The 21,695-nt window shown below is 41.8% G+C and carries 10 protein-coding genes; all 10 read left to right on the forward strand.

The features are described 5' to 3' along the window. Window positions 1–21: 21 nt before the first annotated feature. Window positions 22–726 (forward strand): WecB/TagA/CpsF family glycosyltransferase, encoded by a 705-nt coding sequence (locus AC1DOV_RS18250; RefSeq protein ID WP_083681660.1) that lies wholly within the window; start codon window positions 22–24, stop codon window positions 724–726. A gap of 103 nt (window positions 727–829) precedes the next feature. Beyond that, a complete protein-coding gene (locus AC1DOV_RS18255) occupies window positions 830–1,972 on the forward strand; it encodes a glycosyltransferase family 4 protein (RefSeq protein ID WP_339205378.1) in 1,143 nt (380 codons plus the stop codon). 260 nt (window positions 1,973–2,232) lie between these two features. Then, a complete protein-coding gene (locus AC1DOV_RS18260; RefSeq protein WP_477550670.1) occupies window positions 2,233–6,366 on the forward strand; it encodes an S-layer homology domain-containing protein in 4,134 nt (1,377 codons plus the stop codon). A gap of 516 nt (window positions 6,367–6,882) precedes the next feature. Continuing rightward, a complete protein-coding gene (locus tag AC1DOV_RS18265) occupies window positions 6,883–9,510 on the forward strand; it encodes an S-layer homology domain-containing protein (protein WP_477550671.1) in 2,628 nt (875 codons plus the stop codon). A 225-nt stretch (window positions 9,511–9,735) separates the two neighbouring features. Next, on the forward strand, window positions 9,736–11,826 hold the full coding sequence (locus AC1DOV_RS18270; protein ID WP_477550672.1) for a hypothetical protein: 2,091 nt from the start codon (window positions 9,736–9,738) through the stop codon (window positions 11,824–11,826). A gap of 79 nt (window positions 11,827–11,905) precedes the next feature. Continuing rightward, window positions 11,906–12,397 carry a hypothetical protein gene (locus AC1DOV_RS18275; RefSeq protein WP_477550673.1) on the forward strand — a complete coding sequence of 164 codons (492 nt, stop codon included), beginning with the start codon at window positions 11,906–11,908 and terminating at the stop codon, window positions 12,395–12,397. Window positions 12,398–12,509: 112 nt separating this feature from the next. After that, a complete protein-coding gene (locus tag AC1DOV_RS18280; protein ID WP_477550674.1) occupies window positions 12,510–12,785 on the forward strand; it encodes a small, acid-soluble spore protein, alpha/beta type in 276 nt (91 codons plus the stop codon). A 158-nt stretch (window positions 12,786–12,943) separates the two neighbouring features. Further along, window positions 12,944–14,158, forward strand: a complete 1,215-nt coding sequence (gene metK / locus AC1DOV_RS18285; RefSeq protein ID WP_477550675.1) for a methionine adenosyltransferase — start codon at window positions 12,944–12,946, stop codon at window positions 14,156–14,158. Window positions 14,159–14,340: 182 nt separating this feature from the next. Next, window positions 14,341–18,723, forward strand: coding sequence for an Ig-like domain-containing protein (locus tag AC1DOV_RS18290; protein ID WP_477550676.1), 4,383 nt, complete (start codon window positions 14,341–14,343; stop codon window positions 18,721–18,723). 191 nt (window positions 18,724–18,914) lie between these two features. Then, window positions 18,915–21,620 carry a stalk domain-containing protein gene (locus AC1DOV_RS18295; RefSeq protein ID WP_477550677.1) on the forward strand — a complete coding sequence of 902 codons (2,706 nt, stop codon included), beginning with the start codon at window positions 18,915–18,917 and terminating at the stop codon, window positions 21,618–21,620. Window positions 21,621–21,695 lie beyond the last annotated feature (75 nt).

Consider the following 21,695-nt stretch of genomic DNA (forward strand, 5'->3'; position numbering starts at 1 on the left):
ATACCATTCTCCAAAGTGGGCATGGATGACACAGTCAATTACTTAATAGAAGCGATCGAAGCAAGACGGGTAACCCATGTGATTACCGCTAATCCGATTATGATTATGTCTGCCGTCGAGGACTCCAAGTATAGTGCGATGATGCGGCGCGCAGATCTTATTGTGCCTGATGGTGCAGGAGTTGTATGGGCGGCCAAATACGTAGGACAGCCTGTTGCAGAACGTGTGACGGGGTTTGATCTCCTTCATCGCTTGCTGCATGAGGGTGAAAAGCGTAGATGGAAGGCCTACCTGCTTGGCACCTCACAGGAGATTATTGAAGCGGCGGCAGAGAAGCTGCAGCTGCAATATCCTCAAGTGAAAATTGTAGGTTATCGGAACGGATTTTTTGGCCCTGATCAGGATGAGGAAGTCATCGAAGAAATCCGTGCGGCTGCTCCTGATTTATTGTTTGTGGCACGAGGCGCGGATACGCAGGAGCCGTGGATTGTGAAATACAAGCAAAAGCTGGGCGTACCATTGATTATGGGCGTTGGCGGAAGCTTCGATGTTGTTTCGGGTAAGCTAAAGCGAGCTCCGAATATTTTCCAAAAACTTCGACTTGAATGGTTTTATCGCTTGCTGCAAGAGCCTAAACGCTACAAAAGAATGCTTGTTTTGCCGAAATTCGTAGTGAAAGTGGTTCGCGACAAAGAAAACGTTACAAAACCTCGACCTACACCGTGAAATTCTCGTTAAAACCATCAAAATTGGTTGAAAACGGGGTTGGAGTTTCCTTTCCAATCGGAGTATAATTCACTTCGGTAGAAAGAAAAGGGGAGTTGCACACATGCCGGTAGGCTTGCTGTATTCAATAGGGTTCATAATCGCTCTTGTTCTAGCCATTGCGATGACGCCGCTTGTTAAGAAATTTGCTTTCAAAGTAGGCGCAATAGACAAACCAAATCACCGCAAGGTACACACGCGCATTATGCCGCGTCTTGGCGGTCTAGCTATTTATATTGCATTCGTTGGCGCATTCTTTATTTTATCGCCATTTATACCAGACGGCTTGCTCCGTCCACAAGATTCCAATATGATCAACGCACTGCTAGTCGGCGGTACGATGATTATTATTTTAGGTGCTTTCGATGACCGCTTCGAGCTTTCAGCTAAAGTGAAGCTGCTCGGTCAAATCGCGGCGGCATGCGTAGTCGTTTTCGTCTTCGACGTAAAGATCGACTTGCTGAACATTCCGTTCGGTGAAACGATGCAGCCAATTGCTGGATGGATCAGCATTCCACTTACGATTCTCTGGATCGTCGGTGTAACGAATGCCATTAATTTGATCGACGGCTTGGACGGGCTTGCAGCCGGCGTGTCAGGCATCGCGATTGCAACGATTGTTGTGATGGCATCACTGATGGGCTTCCAACCAGTTATCTTATTGAGTACATTGCTGCTGGGTGGAATTGTCGGTTTTCTCGTTTTCAACTTTCATCCCGCAAAAATATTTATGGGCGACTCGGGCTCGCTGTTTCTCGGCTTCAGTCTAGCAACGCTTTCGATGCTTGGCTTCAAGCAGGTAACGATGGTATCGTTTGTAACACCGCTGCTCATTATCGGCGTTCCGCTTTCGGATACCTTCTTTGCAATCGTTCGCCGCTGGGTAAACAAGAAACCGATATTTGCTCCAGACAAAGGGCATTTGCACCATCGTCTGCGCGACCTTGGCTTCAGCCACCGTCGTACCGTACTTATCATTTGGGGAGTAGCTGCTATATTCGGCGGACTCGCAATCGTGCAATCGGCTGTCGTACAGTCGAGCGCGGCGAATTGGATCACTTTTGCCGTCATATGTATGCTAATGTTTTTCTTGCAGATCGGGGCAGAAGTAACCGGTATCGTGGACAAAACACGCAGACCGCTTATTAATTTCCTAGCTCGAATGAGACTTCGACTCAAGCTGGATGCTGAATCCCGTTCCAAATAAATAAGAGCTCTGAATCCTTTAACGGAATCAGGGCTCTTTTTTTGTTGAAAATCGACCAAATAGCTAAAAAATTGGGAGCCAAAAGCCGATAACAACTGTACAGAACTTTTCTGCGGTCAGAGCGCCTAACTGCATTTGCATCAAAGCTGACTAAAGAGGAAAAGGGAGGAAGATTTATTCAAAGGTAAGCCGCATAGTCGTCAGGCCATTTATCATTCAAATACCCATGCTCGTCATATACATAAAGGAGGAACATTGTTTTGAAAAGATTACTATCATTAGCGCTAACGCTGGCACTGTTGATTACATTGTTGCCGCCGTTCGGAGCTTCACAAACGGTAACAGCTGCAACAGGAAGCTTCAGCTTTCCGACGGAAAAGGAACTATCTACGGAAGCAAGAGTCACAACCGATCCGCGTTTTACATTGAATGGATCAATCACTGGTGTAGATCCTACTTCGGTTTCTTACAGTATTGTTCAAGTTATTAATAACAAAGGCACTGCTGACCCTACAGATGACGATCTTGGCTCCAAACGTGAGAACATAACGAGCAATATTTATATTAGCGGATTTAATATTCAGGTATATAACGTAGAATTATTTCCTGGCTTGAACCGCATTACGTTCAGAGGTATTCAAGGCGGCGGCGAAGTAACAAGCTCGATCTATATTGAGTATCACAACGGGCCTGTATTTTACGATTTAGTTGCCCAATTAGACGGTAACAAATTTGCAATTGAAGAAGTTGGAACAACGGTTGTGCATTCAACGACTTCCGCTGGCAGACAATCCGCTGATATCAGTATTACTGGTTTCGCTCCAAATGCGCAGCAGGTAACGGTGGATGTGAACGGGAGCAGCAAAACCTATTCGGTTAACAGCTCCAACAATTATCAGTTTGCCGCTTCTCCGATTACGGTGAACAAAGGAAAAAACTTGGTTACTATTAAAGTGAAAAACGCGAATCAGACAGTTGAGACAACACGCGAGATCGCTTTTTATAACGGTCAAGTGACCTTTTTGGATGTGAATCTTAATGGTAAAAATGGTGCGGTTGATACGGCGGAGCCTTTAGAGTACAATCCAAACCTACTAGTTACGGATTTGAATTCAGCAAGTGTCACAGGAAGAATTATCGTGCCTAACTTCTTAAAGGATGATGACGGCAACGGCAAGCTTGATCCACATCCTAATCCAAGCAATGACATACCTATCGAATATACGATTACGCAAAATGGAGACAGCACCTTTAAGTTGATACAACCAGCAGGTGCTACCGCTAGTCCAGTAGGAACCTATTCGGGACAGGAAGCATTCTTTATTTATCAATTTACTCGACCAATTGGTACGGATCATACGGGTAAACTGGATTATAATAAGGTCTATAATATTCAATTAACAGCAAAAAATGCAAAAACAGAATCGCTCGGCCAAAATGGCAGTGAAGGTACGGGGCTAATGAGTTTCTCGCTTCGCAATGGAGCAGCTCAGTTCATCGACAATATTAATTATTTAAATGGTTATAAAACAGGGACAGGTGAATCACTCACAGGTACTCCGCTTGAAGGAGCCAATATCTATAGTGTCCCTTTCGCGATGGAAGTGTTGGTTGGTAATGCTGATGTATCGAAGACGGCTAATCTAGTTTCAGTTACAGGGATCAAAAATGTTTCCAATGAAGCTGCACCGAGCAGCTATGATTTCGATGACGTAAGCAATATCAAAAATGTATCGAGTGATTTGATCAATAAATTTGTAAATATTAATGGAAAAGTATATAAGCGTGAAATTCTTGTATTTCACAAACTCCCATTTGAAGGTACTCAAACGGTAACGCTTAAAGTTGGCGGCGTGACGAAAGATGTTAAGTTTACAATGCTCTTCGGACCTTATGTAAGCTATACAAGTGTATTTGATAACATGACTGTATATGATGACACGAACAAGCTGCAATCTGAACGGATCACAGCGGCTATTTCAGGCGCTTTTAGTGACTTTAAAGGTATTATGAACAATATTAATAATACTTCTGAGGTCCGTTACACGTTTAAAGCAAATGAAGCTCAAACAGTATTTTTCTATGTGAATAATACGCCGATTCAGCTGCAGCAGCAAGCGGGCAAGCCTGTAACTAATTTTGAAATTGTTCCAGGACAAAGGACAAATGCGTTCAATGCATTGTTTAGTGGCGAGAATGAGATCAAATTCGTTTTCCAAGGAAGTAAAAACTCTTATGAGAAAAAGATCAAATTGTATTTGATTCCAACTAATCTGCCGGTTATACCAGTAGAAGGAACAAGTATCTATCCTTACAGCAGCAAATATACAGAGCCAGTTCCGAATGATCCAAACTTCGTGAAGCGCGGCGCAATTTTCACGACTAACGAAGCGAACATGAATATTTTTGGTACATTCGATTTTATTGATCTTATAGCCACTGGCAGCACAAACACAGATATTTTGGCTAATATTAAAGCTAATATTCAATTGATGAAAGATAGCGATGAACTTACAGACCCAGGTAATTACATTTTAAAAATTGAAAGCAGCTCACTTAAAACGCCAATTCGTTGGAATTTGAGCAATGAGTTAGTCATTATGAAGGGCGCAACAGTTCTAGGTAAAGTTAATGAAAGTACGACCAACAATATTGCTAACCTAGCTGTACGTTATGATATAGACACCAAGACGTTCTCGTTTGTATTAAACTCACAAGCTTTAAATCCTGACGGCAGTTCGAGTGTGTATACTTTCACTGCATACAACAATGGAGAGACTGGTCCTAAAGCTTCTTATCGTCTTGAAGTGGATCCAACCTCGCTTCCATATACGATTTTGCGTCCGATTTTGCCAAATAAAGCGATCGTAAACCAAAATTTCATTGAGGTTATTATTGATGCTCCAGGTGCAAGCTCGGTTACTATCAACAAGCAAATTGCTGAGAAAATTGATTATGATTCGGATAATAATCCAGCAACTATTGAAGAGCTTTATAAAAACACCTATCGTGTCTATGTAAATAAGCTGAAAGTCGGTAAAAACAAAATTGACTTTATTATTTCAAGTGCAAATGATAAGGTGCAAAGCAGCATTGAGATAACTTATGCTCCAACGAATATTCCGGGTGCTCAATTCATGGAGCCAATGGATAGTAGTCACAAAATTTTTGATGGAGCGCTTTCGTTAAAATTCGAAAAAGGTACAACGTTGATCCGTACAGATTTTAACGTGCCTGCAAATCTGAAGAACCAAGTATTTAGTGGTCATAATTTATTGTTTGCAATTGCCAATCCAGAGGATGGGGTTGTGGATCGCCGTGAATTAGAAGCGTGGCCGCCGAATTTTAATATTATTATGGAAAGCTTCGGGACAAGATTCAGATTGTCTTACCCGACAAGGTTTACAAAGGCAAGCCCTGTTTACTGGATTGATGCAGGTTTGGCAGATGATCCAGCCACGGGTGCATACGATCCTTTGAAAATGGGTGTAGACCCTTATCAATTCCCGAATGCTAAGGGCACGGGCGGAACAAAAATTCCTACTTATGATGATCGCCCTGACAATCGCGAGTTGGTAACTTCTAAGACGGGAACCTTGACGCTTGGATTTGATCCGAACATGAAGGACAGCATTGGAACGATTATCACCGTTTATCGTTACGATGTTAAAGCAAAGTATTGGGAAAATATTGGCGGTAAAGTAGATGTGAAGAAAAACACAATTACAGTTCCGTTCAATAAATTTGGTTATTATGTAGTTGGTAAAATGGTTTATTCCTATACAGATATGACGTCACATCCGTATGCTAGAAACTTCCTTGAAGCAATTTATGCCAAAGGAATTATGAATGCAGCTGGGTTTGATGATTTTGGTTCCAATATTTATATTTCTCGCGGTGAATTTGCAAGAATGATGGTTAAGGCGCTAGATATTCCGCTAAACTATGAGCTTAGCAAGCCGCATTTTGATGATGTACCGGCTATCGTTAATCCAGATGCATTATGGGATTATAGATATGTAGAGACAGCAGCGAGAGAAGGTATCATACGAGGCACGGGTCCACGTACGTTCCAGCCGAGCGCTGCTCTGACTAGGGAAGAGGCATCTGTTATTATTGCAAGAGCACTGGACATGAAACTAGCTACTGATTCCTCGAAGATCGATAAAGATCTTGAGAAAACATTTAAAGATGCTGGCAACGTCAATTTCTATGCGAAAAGTTCTGTGCTTGCTATTGCAAAGAAAAAATATATTCTCGGATCTCCTGTAGATCCAAGCAATCCAAAAGGTGGTTCAGTGTTTGAACCGCGTTCGAATTTGTTGCGCTCTGATGCTGCGATTATCGTAGCTCGAATTTTGGCGGATTTAGGTAAGCTTCCTAAGATCGGTTAAAAGTATAAGTTAGAAAAATCTGGTCGCAGGATTTTTTCTGCGGCCAGTTTTTTTACGGCATTAAAGCATTTGCCTCGAGAGAGAAACTTTATCCATGGAAAATGTTTAGCATCGACGAGCTCTATGAAAACAAGCTATACTAACAAAGCAGGGAGTAGATTACAGTTAGATGTACATAATTAAGAAAAAACGGAAAAAGAAAAAACTTTTAAAGTTTTTTTAAGAACATCGCAACTTTTCATTGTCACGTGCGTTTAAATACATGACGTTGTAACAAACACATGATTTGATGCGCGAGACCTACTCATGCTGGAAACAAATTGGAATGAATTCTCAACTTCCTCTTTACGGTACGACCTGCCCATTGTATAATGTTAAAGTGGTGCCGTGACTCTAGCAATGTTCTCGCATTTTTTACAAGTTTCTACGACATGATTTTACAAATGGGTTTATCATGATTGTAGACATCATTTATATCAAATCTGTGCTCAACTCTGGAAAGGGGGTGAATCGGCTATGAGGGAAAAGAGCAATTCACTATTTAAACAAAACTCTCAACAACCGCACGTATTTAGAGGAGGAGAAATAAAGGTTATGAAGAAAAAAATAGCAGCATTTGTGCTAGCTACTGCGCTAGTACTACCATTATCCGTTCCAGCTTTTGCAGCAACACCATCTGATGTTGTTGGCAAACCGGTACAATCAGCAGTTGAAGAACTAACTGCACTAGGAATCATTGCAGGTTATGAAGATGGTACATTCAAACCAGACAACACAATTACTCGCGCTGAACTTGCGAAAGTAATCGTTATCGGTTCTGGTAACGAAGGTGCAGCTAAATTGATGGAATCTGTTAAACCTACGTTTAAAGATGTTAAAGCAAACGTTTGGTACACAGGCTACATCAACGCTGCTGCAACTAAAGGTTTCATCTTGGGCGACGCTGGTACTAAAAACTTCCGTCCAAGCGATGCAGTTAAGTTTGAAGAAGTTGTTGCAGTATTGGTTCGTTCCCTTGGTTACCAAGAGAAAAAGTTGTCAGGCGTATGGCCTTATAACTACCTACTGAAAGCACAAGATCTTGGCTTGTTCAACAACGTTGATCTTAAAGTTGGTTCAAAAGCACTTCGTGGTGTTGTAGCTCAATTGACTTCTAACACACTTAATGCAAAATTGGTATCATACAATGTTGATGGTAACGAAGTACTTTCTTCCAACACATTGATCTCGAAACTGGGCAACACTTCTTCCGCTGAACTTCTTGGCGCAGCAGTAGTTGACGGTAAAGTAGCTCTTCGTTGGGTTGACGGTAAAGATTCAAACGGCAAAGATATCGTGAAAAACGAATCTGTTGCTACTGCTACTAACTTCATCGTTACTGGTGGAAAATCACTAGTTGACCTTGTTGGACATAACGTAACTGTTGTTAAGAACAAAGATGGTAAAGTTCTTGCAATTACTGATGCTCAAGCTGCTGGTGACATCGTGACTGGTAAAATCGATGGTACTCAAGTTGCTGGTTCAGTTAAAATCAAAGATAAAGCTGCTTACTCAACTGTAGAATCCAGCGTTTACTTTGTAAACAGTGTTAAAGCTCCTAGCCTTACAGCTGCTGTAAACGAAGATGAAGTAACTCTTTACCTTGCTGACGGCAAAGTTCGTGCAGCTGTAGTCGTTCAATGGTCGCAAAAAGATGCTGTAGTAACTTCTGTTGAAGCGAAAAACAACTACCGCGATGCTCGTTTGAACACTAATGGTAAAAACGGTGACGAAAGCGTATTTGCTACTGATGCTACTTCTGTAACTTTGGATGGCAAAGTTGCTACATTGGCTGATCTTAAAGCAGATGACGTAGTTCGTGTAATCAAAGCTGACGGTAAAGCTTCTAAAATCGAAGCTGTACGTTCAACTACTACTGGTAAACTAGAATCAATCGGTTCTACAAACGGTACTGCTAAATTCACAGTTTCTGGTAAAGTATACGATGCTTCTGCAAACGTTAAACTTGCAAACATTGAGCAACTGATTGCTACAAACATCGGTAAAGAATTCTCCCTTGTATTGAACAAAGAGGGTGCAATTGTTAAAGCTAAGGCTCCTGAAGCTGCTGTTAACAAACCATTCGCAGTAGTTACGAATGTTGATAACACTGTAGTAGTTCTTGATGGTAACAAACTTGTTAACAAACAAGAAGTTACATTCTTCAACATTAAAGACAACAAATTGCAAACTGCAATCGTTGATCGTTATGTACCAGCAAGCGGTTCTGTTGCAGCTACTGGTGTAAACTACTCACCACTTCTTCAAACACTTGTTGAACTTAAATTCACTGGTGACGGTAAGCTTGATGGTTACAATGCAGCTACAGTAACTAATGCTGCTGTAGATGGTGCTGCTGTTGTTTCTGTGTCAGCTTCTGATATTAAAGTTGGCGGCACAACTAACCTATTGAACTCCAACACTGTTGTAGTTAACGTTTCAAAAATTAAAGCAGAAAAAGCTGCTGATCGCGTTCTTAATACTGAGGCAATTGCTAAAGTAACAAAAGGCGACTTGGTAGTAGTGTTCGCAAAAGACGGCGTTAACGCTGATTTCATCTTGTTGGTAGACGACAAAGATGGCGTATCTGACAAAAAAGATAACATTCATGGTTTGTACATCTCTTCTTCCAAAAACATTCTTTCTGCAACATCTTCCACTTACTCTGTTAAGTTGAATGTTGCTGGCGAAGAGAAAACAGTAGATATTACTGGTTCTGCTTTTGAAACTCTAGAAGCAGCTGCTAAGAAAAATGACATTATCACATTGACTGACACAATCTTGACAAACACATTGTTTGATAATGCATTTGTAAACAAAACTTACTTTGGTGAAGCAGCTCAAGCTGTTGTAACTCCATCAAGCATCACAGTAACTGATACAGCTAACACATTTAACGACTTCATTATCTCAGGTAAATCGGTTGTCTATGTAATCGCAAAAGACGGCACGCTTTACGCTGGTAACTACGTAGACGTTAAAAACCTAAATGGCGCTGCAATTAACGGTGCTGCTAACTCTGTTGCTGATGTAACAGTTGCTGATAGCGGAACTCGTCTTGGAACTTTCAAAGAGGCTGCTGTTGTGGTAATTAAACTTAAGTAGTATTAATTTTAAATGAAGAAAGCTGAGAGTAATACTCTCAGCTTTCTTTTTTTGTTCATATGTCGTTCATATGAAGATGATATAATCATTAATAATCAAACAAATATTTACTCACATAAATTTAAAAAAGAGAGGATAGTGGCAATATATTTATATTTAGGCGAAACATAACAAGCACTAATAGCGTCTAATATGTATACCAAAAGATACGGAGTGAAAATGATAATGCAAAATTATTCGCGGTTTAGAAGATTTAACATTCTATTATTACTGTTACTGTGTTTATCTTTAATTACAAGCGCTGTTCCAACAAACTATGCAAATGCAGCAGCTCAAGCGGTAAACAAGAAGGTATACATAACTAAAGGATCATATATTCAATTAACTGATGCCAATCTGGTTCCAAGTGGCAATGGGGCTACAGCTAGCTTTACGTTTACGTTTTATAATGGTGATAGTAATGCTATTAATTTAGTGGATTACTGGGCACGTTTGAAAACAAACGGAGGTACAAAGTATACGTTGTCTCTGTTAGATGCAGATAAAAAGAAAAAAGTTTTACCCAATTCATCAACCACTTTGACTTATTATAGTGAAGTAGGCGCGAAAATCACTTTGGATCAGTTAGTGATCAATATAATTAAATTTGATTTTAGCGTAGCTGGATATGAAAGATCTGTTGCTCAATTCACTTTTCCAAAAGGTTACTCAAATTTCGTTGCTGCAAAAGGATACAAAGGGATTCTAATTAATAATTCATCAGTAAACGTTAGAGTAGATCAAATAAATGTGACACAAAAAGATAAGAAACTGAATTTTAATTTAACTTTTGTAGCTCGAAATAATAGTAAATTCGGTGTAGCGCTGCCTCAGTATAATTATTACGCGCAAACATCTAAGGGTCTATATAAATTAGCATTAAGAAACAAAACGGATGAGACACTCGTACTTGAGCCGGCTGTTCTGAATGCAATTCAATTAACTGGCAGTATCCCATCAACCGTTGCAACCACTGGTTGGAAACTTGTAATTACGAATAATGTAGGAGCTGAGACCAACAAAGTCGAACTCCCAGTTGCTATTTTTGATATTCCATTTAAAGTAACAACAACTTCAACATCATCACCAAAAACAACGTTCACAAATAATGATGGCACTTATGAGATCGAATTAAAGAGTGTTCAAAGATTACCTTGGAATAATGAAGATAATGTTATAGCAGAAATGGTTGTAAAAAATAATGGATCTGTATACCTTCCTTTACCAGATCTTAATGGACAATTAGTTATTGATGAAAATATTAAAATTACTGGTAAGGCCATAAAGAAAACCGGTGACATTGGATTGGCACCAGGTGCATCAACTTCAATTAGTTATATCGGATCAATACCTTATAGTTATACATGGAAAAAGTTTAACCTTAAGCTTACAGAGAAAAACGGTGAAACAACCAACGACATTGGTAATTTAACAAACTCCATTGTTAAACCTATTCAAAATGTTAGTGTTGGAAAGTCTTTTACTCAATCAAATAATGGTGCTCCTTTTGAAGCATTAATTACTGATGTTAAAACTTATTCAGGTGAAAAAACAAATGTATATGCTGTTTTTATGGATATGACTAATAAGCAAAACAGAAGTGGATCATTATCCTTATTGAGTGGGTATTTTAAAACAGCAGATGGAAATCTTTATGAAGCTAAAATAGTAAAATCAACAAATAATATTAAGGCTGGAAATAAAGAAAAATTGATTATTTGGGCAGATCTCCCTGTAAATGTAGACCGTACAGGTATGCAGCTTCAAATAGGTGAGGCATTTGATGACAATGGTTTGATCCTAGGTTCAGGCACACCGAAAGGTTATTTACGTGCGGCTCAATTTGATTTACCTGAAGAAAAACAGGCTGGATCTAGCTTTAAAGATTTGAAGGTGGGTCCATATACAATTGATATGACATACTTCAACGTATGGGTTAATGACACGAGATTAGATGTTGATATTGGTGCTGATGTGTCCAAAGATTATAGTTATGATGGATATAGTCAATCTCAACTTTCTTATGAAATTATTCATGAGGGTACACAAAAAGTACTTACTTCTCAGTTAATTGACATTGAAGGTAAGGATGAGAAAAACTTAAATTGGAAGGTTGGATATAACTATCAAGAAGTAAATAAAGAAATGGGAGATACATTGTATTGGAATGAGTATACTCTCCGCGTGTATGAAACATTTAATGGAAACAAAAAAATTCTTGCTAGTATGCCAATAACTTTATCTCCTATGATTAACTGGCTAGACGGAAAGCACTAAACTTATAAAAAAACTGGTTTCTCCTACTTAAATCTAGTATCTTTATAGGAGATGAGAGATAGAGAGGAGACTTCCAAAAGTGAAGAAAAAGGTAATACGCAGTTTAGTTGCAGTTGTTTTAGTAGGAGCAGGTGTGTGGGTCGGCGTAAACTTTGCATCACCGCTTGAAGCGGAATCAAATGCGCTGACTCCGGGCTCTGTAGAAGACCCTGTTGTCACGAAAAGCTATGTGGATGAACAACTCGCCAAGCTAGGCGGAGGCACTCCTGGAGGCGGTACGACGACGCCTGTTGTGGACACCGCGCTAGAAGTTGTCACAGTGCCAGCTGGCAAGACGCTAATGGCTGGCCAAGGCACAGAGGTCATTGTACGTGTAGGCAAGGCAATTGCTTACAGCTCTGACGCAAGCGGTATAGCTGATCTAACTGGCGGTACGGATTTAACTAAAGGGAAAGCTGTTCCAACCAACCATTTATTGCTTTTCCCACGTGAGGGCCGCGGCATATTGCCAGATCCTAATCAAAAGAATGGCTTGACGGTATTGGTTAAAGGGAAATACAGCTTGCAATAATATGGATGGATGTTCAACATTTTACCCGAAATGACAATAGATTATACGCTTTAAAGAAGATGAAAGGATGCACAATACAATTGTGTTCCTACATTCTTTGGAGGTGTCATTTATGAGTCGTTCGAATAAAGTAGTAGTACCAACAAGCAAAGCAGCATTAAATCAACTGAAATATGAAATTGCTGCAGAATTTGGTTTAACCTCAGGCGGCTATGCAAGCGAAGGAGCGGACACTGAGTTTGCTGGCGAACTAGGGGCATCCTCTGGAGCCGGAGGCCAAAGCGTACACTGGTCAGCATTATCAACAAGGCAAGCTGGTTCGGTGGGCGGAGAGATCACCAAAAGGCTGATAGCTCAAGCAGAATCAGTGCTTGGCGGTTATCAATAATTATTGGAAATTCCGGCGTCCATTGACACAAAGCGACATTTTCGGTATCATACTGTTTTAGAAGAGTTGTAAAACAACCTTTTCCTACGGGAAAAGGTTCATTTTTTGTGTAGAATGTCCGCACTTATTAATATTAAGGTTGTAGGAGGTTGATACGGATGTCGGTTAAAGGACGCCATTTGTTTACATCAGAATCAGTTACTGAAGGCCATCCGGATAAGATTTGTGATCAAATATCCGATGCTGTCTTAGATGCATTTCTAGAAGCAGATCCATACGCGCGTGTAGCTTGTGAGGTTTCTGTAGCAACAGGTCTTGTACTTGTTATTGGTGAAATTAGCAGCCGTGCTGATTTTATTGATATTTCTTCAATTGCACGCCGTACGATTAAAGAAATTGGTTATACACGTGCCAAATACGGCTTTGACTCCAGCACATGTGCAGTATTGACTTCGCTCAATGAGCAGTCCGCTGACATTGCGCAAGGCGTTAACGCTGCACTTGAAACTCGTGATGGCAAAGATATGAAGCAAGAAAACGAAGATATCGGTGCAGGCGACCAAGGTCTAATGTTTGGTTTTGCTACAAACGAAACACCTGAGCTTATGCCGCTTCCCATTGCGCTATCTCACCGTATCGCTCGCCGCTTATCTGAAGTACGTAAAAACGAGACGATTGCTTACCTTCGTCCAGATGGTAAAACGCAAGTTACAATTGAATATGCAGATGGTAAACCCGTTCGCGTAGATACTATTGTCGTTTCTACACAACATGCGGAAGAAATCACGCTTGAGCAAATTCAACAAGATATTCTTGAGCATGTTATTAAGCCGGTTGTTCCAGTGGAATGGCTTGATGCTGATACAAAATATTTCATTAACCCAACTGGCCGCTTCGTAATTGGCGGACCTCAAGGTGATGCTGGTCTAACTGGCCGTAAAATTATCGTTGACACGTATGGCGGCTACGCTCGTCATGGCGGCGGCGCATTCTCCGGCAAGGATCCTACAAAAGTTGACCGTTCAGCAGCTTATGCTGCCCGTTATGTAGCTAAGAATATCGTAGCTGCAGGACTTGCAGACAAATGCGAAATCCAACTGGCTTACGCAATTGGTGTTGCTCAACCGGTATCAATTAACGTTGATACGTATGGAACAGGCAAAATTGGTGAAGATAAACTTGTTGATATCATCACTAGCAACTTTGACCTTCGTCCTGCAGGCATTATCAAAATGCTTGATCTACGTCGCCCAATTTACAGACAAACAGCTGCTTATGGTCACTTCGGCCGTACAGATGTTGATCTTCCTTGGGAACGCGTTGACAAAGCGGAGAAGCTTAAAGCAGACGCTGGCGTTCAAAGCGGAGTTTAAGATTCGATATACAATATAAAAGCCTTTATAGGCTGAAAAAGCTGTCCACAAAGTAGTATGACTACTTCATGGACGGCTTTTTTATTATTCATTCGGTACAAAAAAGTAGTTTAACCTAAATTTTTCATGCTTAGAAACCGACAAATAAGGTACGAGTGTAATTTTTTGAGGAGTGAATTGAAATGAATCGAACGAGCAAGCTATCTTCGTTTATCGCTGTCATGCTGTTGCTCCAATTAAGCTTAGCAGGCTGGTCATCGGCCCCGCAGCAAGCGGCAGCGGCGGCTTCTGGTCCCGTCGTACTTAGTTTAAGCCCAGCCGACGATCTAATTAACGTATCGATCTCCGCTGATTTAAAGATGACCTTTGATGAAAATGTAAGCAAAGGCTCTAGTTCAACGTCTATTAATATTTATGACTATGCAACAAGCAATTTGGTAGAGAGTATACCTCTATCGTCTAATCGAATTACTATTGATTCATCGCAGCGTGTCGTGACAATAGATCCGTCTAATAATTTTGCTTTAAACACGAATTATTACATATTGGTAGATGCCGGTGCTTTTGTTAATCAATCCAATGGTGTTGGTTATGCCGGTATAAAAAGTGCTAGCAGCTGGAATTTTCGTACCGTTGCTGAAGTTGATGTAACCAGGCCTTCTCATACGGGCTTGTCGCCATCGGTTGCTCCGATTGCGGTGACTACACCGATTACGATTTCATTTAATGAGCCTGTTTATGTTGCAAGTGGCAACATTCAAATTAGCTCGGTTGAGGACAGCCGTACCATTGCTGTTACATCTAACGCGGTAAGAGGAAGCGGAACGAACCTAATCGTTATTCAACCTCCTGCTGCGCTGCAACCTAATACAGCATACACCGTTACAATTCCAGATACTGCATTTCAAGATGCGGCGGGGAACCTATATTACGGCACATCATGGGTTTTTACAACGGACGCAGCACCGGTTAACGTAGCTGCACCATTTGTTCCGGCAGATAATGCTACTTCCATACCAGTAAACTCAGAGCTGTTTATCACTTTTGATAAAGCTATACAGGCACGTGCGGACAAATATATTGAAATACGCAGAATTAGCAATAATACTACTTTTGAGCGTTTTAGTGCCCTTTCTTCGAGAATTACAGTAACCAAAAATCAAGTAAAAATAACTCCAAGCTCTAACTTTGAACCGAATACAGCTTATTATGTATTAATTGATGCTGGAGCCTTCACCCAGACAGATCCGAATGGATCTCAATGGTATCACGGTATTGCTGGAGCATCCGTTTGGAATTTTAGTACAGACCCGGGCTATGAAACCACTCCGCCTCTTGCAACAGAATTATTGCCGGTAGCGAATGGATCTATCACCAGCTTAAATTCTTTACTCAAAATTAATTTTAATGAACCGGTCTTCCCAAGCAGCGGAGTCATTGAAATAAGAGAAACTGCAACAGGATCTTTGTTCCGTACGATTCCAATTACTTCGGAACGCGTGACTGGCGGCGGTACCTATCAGATAACGATAGACCCCAATAAAGCGATAAACGGAGAGTCTGAGAAAGCTTTCGTAAACAATACGAAATACTATGTAATGATCGGCAATCGCGCTATTCGTGATGCAGCAGGAAATCATTTTGCCGGAATATCCTCATCGACGTATTGGTCTTTTACGGTTTCTCAAGATACGGTAAGACCAACGCTTTCTTTATTGAACCCGCTTAACAATGCGGTTTCAGTAGGGCTAAATCAAGCTTTTACAGCAACGTTTAGCGAACCGATAAAAAAAGGTGCAACGGGTTCAATCCTATTTAACCCAATTGGGGACAAATCACTGCAGCCGATCCCGGCAAACTATTATGTAGATGGCAACAATAATAATGTGTTAGTCATAGCGCCAACACAGCCATTTACTGCAAAAACTTCTTATTATGTAACGATTGATGCGAGTGCAGTAACCGATTTGGCTGGCAATAGCTTTGCTGGAATATTAAATGAATATCAATGGACTTTCCAATCATTTGGTTCTGATACAACAGCTCCTACATTAAGCAAGCTCGAGTGGAGCGGATCAACGATTACGATGACCTATAATGAGGATCTGAATGTGCACGCGGTACCTTCGACAGGAAGCTTTTATACGACAGTTAATGGGGCGCCCCGTTCTGTTGTTGGTGTTCAAGTTCGCGGAGAAACAGTCATTCTAACATTATCGAGCCCTATTGTGGCCGGACAAGTGGTGAAGCTCTCATATTCCAAAGCAGCAGTTAGCCCAATTCAAGATACTTCAGGAAATGAAGCGATTAGTATTGCAAATCAGGACGTATCAGGTGCTAAAGATGTCTCTGCACCAACCATTGTAAGCGGGAATGCTTCGGGTACAGCGATTACTTTATCTTTTAACAAGGATCTAGCGACTGTGAACAGCTACGCCTATTTGCAATTTACGGTTAATGCTGGCGGAGTGAATTACAGTACAACCTCGATCTCAAGCACTGGCGGCAATATTTTGTTAACGATTAATGGATCTATACAAAATTATCAGAACGTCTATGTGACCTATGCTCCGGGCACGTATCCCATTCGTGATACGGCAGGCAACTATTTGGCAGCATTTAATAACTACAGCCTCTATAGTACGCCAGACACAGGTACACCTAATCTTCAGTCCATTAGCGTGAGCAGTAATATCGTTACGCTGAGCTATAATAAAAGTTTAAATCCACAAAGCGTTCCAACAGTGGGGCAATTTTATGTACTGGTAGATAATATTGCACGCTCTGTTATTCAGGTTCGAATTTCTGGAAGCACAGTTTTATTAACCCTTTCATCAGCAGTAACAGGAAGCCAGATTACGGCAGTTTCCTATTTGGCATCCGTAACGTTAATAACAGATCTTGCCGGCAATGCTGCACCTTCGTTTAACAATGTAACCACAGGTGGTGGAGGCAGCGGAGGGCAAAATGGCAACATTTATGGCGTCATTGCAAAAGGCTCTACGCTTACGATTAATTTTGCAGAATCATTAAATACAAGCTACGTTCCTACTACTGTTCAGTTTGCTGTTAACGCAAGTAATTCTGTTAAATCGATATCGAGGGTAGATGTTAGCGGATCGTCCGTTATACTAACGTTAACCTCTCCTTTTGCCATAGGAGAGACGGTTTCAGTAACTTACTATTCAACTGCGTCAGGACTTCGAACAAACAGCGGTTCAACGATCAATAGCTTTACGAACATAAACGCTGCGAACCAAACGACGATACTTGATGGGTTATCAGGTGACTTTGAAACGTCTGATGGCGGCGGCATCGGCTTGAAAACAACGGCAGCGACGACAATGTTCGACGTATCGCCTGCTGGTGTTCAAGCCAACCGATATACCTTATCGAATGATAAGCTTCTTACAGCTTTTCAGACAGCACGCTCTGCTGGCTTAACAAGTCCGCGTGTAGCCTTTAAAGTGCCAGCATCAGAGAGAGCTGCTATTGTAGCTGTTCCAATCAATGCGCTTGACGCAGCGTATCGCTTGAATTCGAATTCGATATTTGCTGTTCAATATGGAGATGTCACGTATGAGCTGCAATTAAATGCTGCAGATTATATGAAAATCAATACGTTACTTAACGGTAATAGCGCGACTGGTCAATTAATCATTCGCATTGACCAAGGGTTATCAACGCTAACTGGAAGTATCAGCACAAAAATTAATAGCTCAAATACGAGCTTGCTTGCAGGTCCTTATCATTTTGATATTAATGCTGTGAGTGGGTCGATTCAAAAGCCATTCAATGATTTTAGCGGTTATGTTTCAAGAACAATCCAGACGTATCAAAATGCAGATTTTAAAAATACTGCCGTAGTATGGTTCGATCCAACAACAGGAGGGCTCTCCTATGTTCCGACCGAGCTTACGACAAGCGGCGGGAAGACGACAGCAACTTTTAAAAGAAAAGGAAACAGCGCTTATGCGCTTGTTAGCAATTCATCCAGCTTCTCCGATCTATCGAAGCATTGGGCAGCTTCTGCTATCCATATCATGTCGCGCAAATTTATCGTGGAAGGGCGCTCGGCAACGAAGTTTGAACCAGAGAAGGCAATTACACGAGGTGAATTTGCGACCTACATCGCCAAAGGGCTTGGCCTAAGCAGCGACAGGAGTGCAGCAGCTAAGTTCAAGGATGTAAATGCCAACACAGCGATGGGGGCGTATATTGGAGCCGCCTCAGCGGCTGGTGTCGTCGCTGGCAATACGGATGGCACCTTCAAGCCAAACAACCCGATAACACGTCAGGAAATGGCCGTTATGATGATTAGAGCGGCGAAGGTGGCTGGTCTATCGGTGCAGCTGCCAGAATCGGCCGCAACTTATCTCAAGAAGTATACGGATCGAGGCAAGGTTGGCGCTTGGGCGCAGACAGACATGGCGAAATCAGTGTACATTGGTGTGATTAGCGGTAAAACAGCAACAACATTGAGTCCGCAAACCAATGCAACTCGCGCAGAAGGAACGGTTATGCTTCTTCGTTTGCTGCAGAAGGTGAAATTCCTTTCATCGTAATAATTGAACCAAAGCAGAGCAGCTCGCCCAAACGGCGAGCTGCTCTTTTTATGTCATTCATTTCCACGATGTACATAGCTGATATCTATCACCCTATAGAAAGCGATAGCAGTCTTCTATCATGCGTAACTTTTCTATTACTCTTGTAGTCTATAACTAATAGATTAATGGATGGGAGAGTTGTAAATCTAATGAGTAAGTTTCAAAAAATCATAGATCGGCAGTCAGAAGGCATAGGAAAACGGGTCATAATCGTCGTATTAGGTGGAGCGTTGCTAGTACAGCCTTTAGCTTCAATCTTGCCTAGCAGCTGGCAGACGGCAGTCATTCAATCAGCAGAGGCAGCTGCTGACCCTACGCTTAAGCTGTCGCAGCAATCATTTATAACAGCAGGTGCCAAGCGCCTTGACTATGTATTCCAAACGACACGCGGCAGCTCCAAGGTGCAAACCGATGTGCATGTCATTGAAATCGATCTTACAAATCCCTACGTATCCATAAATGCGATGAGTGGAAAAAATAATAGCATAGGTCAATTAAATACAATACTTAATATGACAAAAGAAAACGGAGCCGTAGCTGGCATTAATGCAGACGTATTCGTAATGGGTAATGAGGGTGCCCCGCTTGGCGGGCAAATCGCGAGCGGCATGTTTATGTCTAGTCCTGCAAAGCTGAAGGGGATGTACGCATTCTCGGTTTCTAAAGACCGCAAACCGATGATTGACAACTATAGCTTCAATGGCCAAGTAACGGCAGCAGATGGCTCTACCTTCCCGCTAGAAGGGCTTAACCAATCTGCTTATATTCCGGAGACAACAGGCTCTAATTATAGCCATGTCAATATGATGTATATCTATACAAGTGCTTGGGGCGGTACAGAGCGCCCGAAAAACTCAGGCTCCACGCCTACCGAAGTATTAGTTCGCAATGGCGTAATTGAGGAGATTTCAATCGATAAAGCAATCGCAGGTCAAGCACCTGCTGATGGATACATACTCCGGTCACATGGCCTTGCTGCTAATTATGTGAAGGAGCATTTACAGGTTGGGCAAACGATCAATGCGGATTATGCGCTCGTTTCGCAAACGACAGGAGCGAAGGTTGATCCGAACTCATTTGAAATGATGGCAGGCGGTCATACATTATTAGTCAATGCGGGCGCAGTAGCTCCATTCTCACGCGATATTACAGGAGTAAGCGGCTCTTCCTATACTTCTCGTTCAGCGGTTGGTTATTCACAGGATGGCACTAAAGTATATCTCATCACGAGTGAGCGCAGCGGCGGGAACACGGGTGTAAACTTGAAGGAGCTTCAGCAAATTATGCTGCAGCTGGGCGTATATAAAGGTGTCAATCTGGATGGCGGCGGTTCTACAACGATGATCGAGCGTCCACTGGGAACAAATGATTTGAAGCTGTCGCATCCTACGCAATACGGCACCACCCAAAGAAGTGTTGCAAACGGCATAGGCGTATTCACAACTGCTCCAGCAGGTTCGTTGAAAGGCATTTCTGTGAGCGGCGCTAATGTTATGTTTATCGGTCAAAAATCGTCGTATTCATTAAAAGGCTATGATACGTACTATAACCCGTTTGAAGTAGATAATTCAGCAGCCGTATGGAGTACCGAGAAAGCCATTGGCACGTTCAAAGGCAATGAATTCACTGCCACAAAGGCGGGTAAAACGAATCTCACTGTGAAATCAGGAGCGATCTCTACCAAACAAGAAATTGAAGTGATTGGACAGGATCAAATTGCATCGCTCTCCATTGATACGAATGCAGGTGTGCTGGCAAAAGGAGCAACGATTTCTGTTCCGCTTACTGTAAAGCTGAAAAACGGAAATTCATATAAGCTTAGCGCTGACTCCGTGAAGTGGGAGTTTGTTGGGTTTACTGCATCTAGAAGTGGCGACAACTTAACTGTGCAGTCGGTTAACGCAGGTACAAGCACCGGGTATGCCATTGCTCGTTATGATGGTTTTCCGACAATGATTCCATTCACACAAGGGGAAGCAGTGAGCACCTTTGAGGATTTTGAAAAATCGACCTATCCCATTACATCACAGGTCACGCCTGCGACAACAACAGGGAGCGTAAGCTTGGTATCCGATTTCCAAGGACAAGCTTCTTCGAAAGCATTAAAGCTTGATTATGATTTCACAAACGGCACGGGAACTAAAGCATCGTATGTAGTATTTAATACAAACGGTCGCGCGATTGAGGGTTCACCTACTTCCATGACGGTTGATCTTTATGGCGATAACAGCTTGAACTGGGTGCGCGCAGAATTCATTGATGCGGATGGCAAAGCACATCTTATCGACCTTGCCAAACAGCTTGATTGGAGCGGCTGGAAGAATGTGAAGATGAATTTATCCTCTGTAGGGATGAAATTCCCTGTTAAACTAAAAAGAATTTACGTTGTGACGATCGCCGAAGGACAGGATGAGCGTTCTGCAACAGGTTCTATTGGACTAGATAATATGAAGCTTCAATATCCGCCTTCCGTAACGGTTGATTCACAAACTAAGGTCGTAATGACTGTAGGCAAATCTGCTGCGACGGTTAATGGAAAAGCGATTACGCTTGATTCAGCACCCATCGTTTTGAATGGAACAACATTTGTACCTGTCCGGTTCGTATCCGATGCCATGGGAGCGAAGCTGTTATTTGACGGAAAAACGGGACAAGTCACCGTTCTTCGCGGCAATAAGCTGATGGAAATGACGCTCGGCAAAAAGGATCTAATTTTAAATGGCGCTCTGCAATCTTCAGATATTACGCCTATCGTTCGTAATAATCGGACGCTCATTCCGGTCCGTTTATTTTCAGAGAAACTAGGCCTAAAGGTCGGGTATGATGGGAAAGCGAAAAAGATTACCATCGATTAACGATGGACGAAATATATCCAATCTGTGGTATGATAGAGTAGATTAACCTTTAATATAGAAAGGTTGCCGATCTAC

This window comes from Paenibacillus sp. 01T47 (genome assembly GCF_056398245.1).

Coding starts and splice junctions, on each gene's coding strand:
- AC1DOV_RS18250 (WP_083681660.1), top strand. CDS start 22: ATGGATGACACAGTCAATTACTTAATAGAAGCGATCGAAGCAAGACGG.
- AC1DOV_RS18255 (WP_339205378.1), top strand. CDS start 830: ATGCCGGTAGGCTTGCTGTATTCAATAGGGTTCATAATCGCTCTTGTT.
- AC1DOV_RS18265 (WP_477550671.1), top strand. CDS start 6,883: ATGAGGGAAAAGAGCAATTCACTATTTAAACAAAACTCTCAACAACCG.
- AC1DOV_RS18270 (WP_477550672.1), top strand. CDS start 9,736: ATGCAAAATTATTCGCGGTTTAGAAGATTTAACATTCTATTATTACTG.
- AC1DOV_RS18280 (WP_477550674.1), top strand. CDS start 12,510: ATGAGTCGTTCGAATAAAGTAGTAGTACCAACAAGCAAAGCAGCATTA.
- metK (WP_477550675.1), top strand. CDS start 12,944: ATGTCGGTTAAAGGACGCCATTTGTTTACATCAGAATCAGTTACTGAA.
- AC1DOV_RS18290 (WP_477550676.1), top strand. CDS start 14,341: ATGAATCGAACGAGCAAGCTATCTTCGTTTATCGCTGTCATGCTGTTG.
- AC1DOV_RS18295 (WP_477550677.1), top strand. CDS start 18,915: ATGAGTAAGTTTCAAAAAATCATAGATCGGCAGTCAGAAGGCATAGGA.